This is a genomic window from Micromonospora globispora, from assembly GCF_003857015.1.
Classification (GTDB): Bacteria; Actinomycetota; Actinomycetes; order Mycobacteriales; family Micromonosporaceae; genus Micromonospora; species Micromonospora globispora.
The window spans coordinates 1-2,695 of sequence record NZ_QGGF01000601.1; the positions used below are offsets into that span (position 1 = coordinate 1).

The following is a 2,695-nucleotide window of genomic DNA, read 5'->3' on the forward strand; positions in this document are numbered from 1 at the left end:
CCCACCGCAGCACGGCGGGCGCGGTGTCGGCGCAGAGGCCGCCCCGTTCGGCCAGGGCGACGGCGAGGGCCCCGGTGAACGCGTCGCCGGCCGCGGTGGTGTCCACCGCGTCGACCTTCGGGGCGGGCACCTCGATCCGGGTGCCGTGCCGGTCGGCGTACGCGGCACCGCGCGCGCCGAGGGTCAGCACCGCCCGGGGCACCAGCGCCACCAGCGCGTCGAGCAGCGCGGCCGGCTCGTCGGTGAAGACCCCGGCGACCACGGCCGCCTCGTGTTCGTTCACCACCAGCACGTCGACCCGGTCGAGCAGTTCCTCGGGCAGCGGCCGGGCCGGGGCGGCGTTGAGCACGACGGTGGTGCCCCCGTCGCGGGCCCAGCCAGCGGCCTGCGTGACCGCCGACGGCGGCACCTCCAGCTGGAGCAGCAGCACATCGGCGGCGGCCACCGCGGTCCGGTCGGCGTCGTCGAGCGCGGTCAGGGCGGCATTGGCGCCCGGGGCCACCACGATGAAGTTCTCCGCCGCACCGTCGACGGCGATCAGCGCCACCCCGGAAGGCCCGTCGACGGTGCGCAGGCCGCGCACGTCGATGCCGGCGGCGACCAGGTTGTCACGCAGCAGCCCGCCGAAGTCGTCCGCCCCGACCGCGCCCACAAAGTCGCAGTCCGCGCCGGCCCGGGCGGCGGCCACCGCCTGGTTGGCGCCCTTGCCGCCGGGCACGGTCCGGAAGTCGTCGCCGAGCACCGTCTCACCGGGCTTCGGCAGCTGCGGCGTGGTCACCACCAGGTCGAGGTTGGCGCTGCCCACCACGACCACCCGAGCGCTCACGCCGCACCCCGGGCCAGGGCGAGGGTACGACTGGCGAGGGCGTCGAAGCCGACGCCGTCGAAACCGGCGATGCTGCTGGCCAGCCGGTTGCCCAGCGGGGCGACCCAGCCCTCGGGCAGCCCGGACGCGCCGGCCAGCGCGCCGGTGACCGCGCCGACCGTGGCGCCGGTGGAGTCGGTGTCCCAGCCGCCGCTGACCACCGCGCAGATGGAGCGTTCCAGGTCGCCGCGCCCGTACGCGAGCGCCGCCGCGACCAGGGCCGCGTTGTTGCGCACGTGCACCCAGTGCAGGTGGCCGTGCCGCTCGTAGAGGGTGTCCACGATGCTCTCCCAGTCGTCGGTGCCGGCGCCGAGGGCGCGCGCCTCCCGGACGGCGGCGGTGAACCGGCTGCCCGGGGGCAGCACCGACTCGCCGGCGTCCAGCACCTCGTCGATGCCGCCGGCCACCGGCGCCGCCGCGGCGAGGGCCGCCACCCAGATCGCCCCGTACGCCCCCGCCCGGACGTGGCTGACGGCGGCGTCCCGCCAGGCCGCCTCGGCGGCCCGCGGCCACGGTCGCTCACCCGGCCCGTCGGCCGTCCGCGCCGCGTCAGGTGCCGTGCGGGCGCTGTCCGCGTCCGGGTGCACCTGGGTCAGCACCAGCAGCTCCACCGCCCGGTCCGGATGCGCAGGGTCCCGGCCGTACGCCGCCGCCAGGTGCAGCACGAGGTTGGCCTGCGTCCAGAGCACCGCCGCCAGCTCGGCCACCGGCGCCAGGAGGCCCGCCCCCGCCGCGACCGCCCCACCCGTCCCGGCCAGCCGGACGAACCGCCGGGCCGCCAGCCGGGCCAGCCCGTCCGGATCGGCGTCCGGGTACCTCGCCCGCAGCCCCTCGGCCCACTCCCGGGCCCGCGGCCCGAGCGCCTCCACCGCCGCCAGGGCGAGCAGCTCCGGCGCGAAGCCGGGATGATCGAGGACCCGCAGGCTGATCGCCCGCCACTCCACCCCCGCGGTACGCCCCGACGCCGCCTCCCGTAGGGCCGGCGTCCGTCCGGGTACGGCGATCGCCGGTACCACCGGGGTCTCCCTTGTTTCTGCCGTTGCGAAGGTCTCGACGGCGGTGGCGGGTTCCGGTGCGCTCTCCGCGGCCGGCGGCGCCGGAGTGGCCGCCTTCTTCGCCGGGCTGGCTTTCTTCGCCGGGGTGGCCGTCTTCGGGGTGGTGCCGCGCGGGGCGCTCTTCCTCGGTGCGTTGGCCTTCTTGGCCCGGCCGCCCGAGACCAGCGTCTCGGGCTCGGGCATGGCGGCTGCGGTGGTGCCGGCTGAACTGACCGGATCGGCCGCCGGGTCCGGAGTAGCGGGGCTGGCCGGTCCGACCGGTGCGGCCGCTGAGCCGCTGGCCGTGTTGGCGGGTTCCGGGGTGATCCCCGGTCCGGCCGCTGAGCGGCTGGCGGCGGTGGCTGGTTCCGGGACGACTGCGGGGGCGGCGGGTTCGACTGCTGGGGCGGTCTCGGTGCCGTTCGTCGGGGCGCCGGGCTCGACGGTGGTGGCGTTGACCGGGCCGGCCGGTCCTGCCGCTGGCGCTTCCGCGGTCGCGCCGGCCGAGGCGACCGGCCCGGTCGGTTCCGCGGCACCGGCCTGGCCGGAGGCTCCTTCCGGGCTGCCGGCCTGCCGCGGAGCGGGGTGATCGTGTTGTGGATCAATCGACACGTCGCCGAGGCCCGGGCGGGAGCGGCCGGTGCGCTTGCGGGCGGCCGGAGTGGCCTTCTTCGCGGCCGGCGTCGCCTTCTTGGGGGCAGCCTTTCGCGCCGCCTTCGGGGCCGCCGGGCCCGTCGAGGAGGGCTGCTGGGACGGCTCAGGCTCCGAGCGGTGCGGGGCCGGCTCGGCCCTCGGC

2 protein-coding genes are annotated in these 2,695 nt (G+C 77.8%); both read right to left on the bottom strand.

The genetic code is table 11. The features are described 5' to 3' along the window. A partial coding sequence (locus tag DKL51_RS30015) for a ribokinase (RefSeq protein ID WP_148097887.1) occupies positions 1-826 on the bottom strand: 826 nt, incomplete at its 3' end. Next, on the bottom strand, positions 823-2,695 hold a 1,873-nt coding region (locus DKL51_RS30020; protein WP_260428717.1), incomplete at its 5' end, for an ADP-ribosylglycohydrolase family protein. The genes DKL51_RS30020 and DKL51_RS30015, both read right to left, overlap by 4 nt.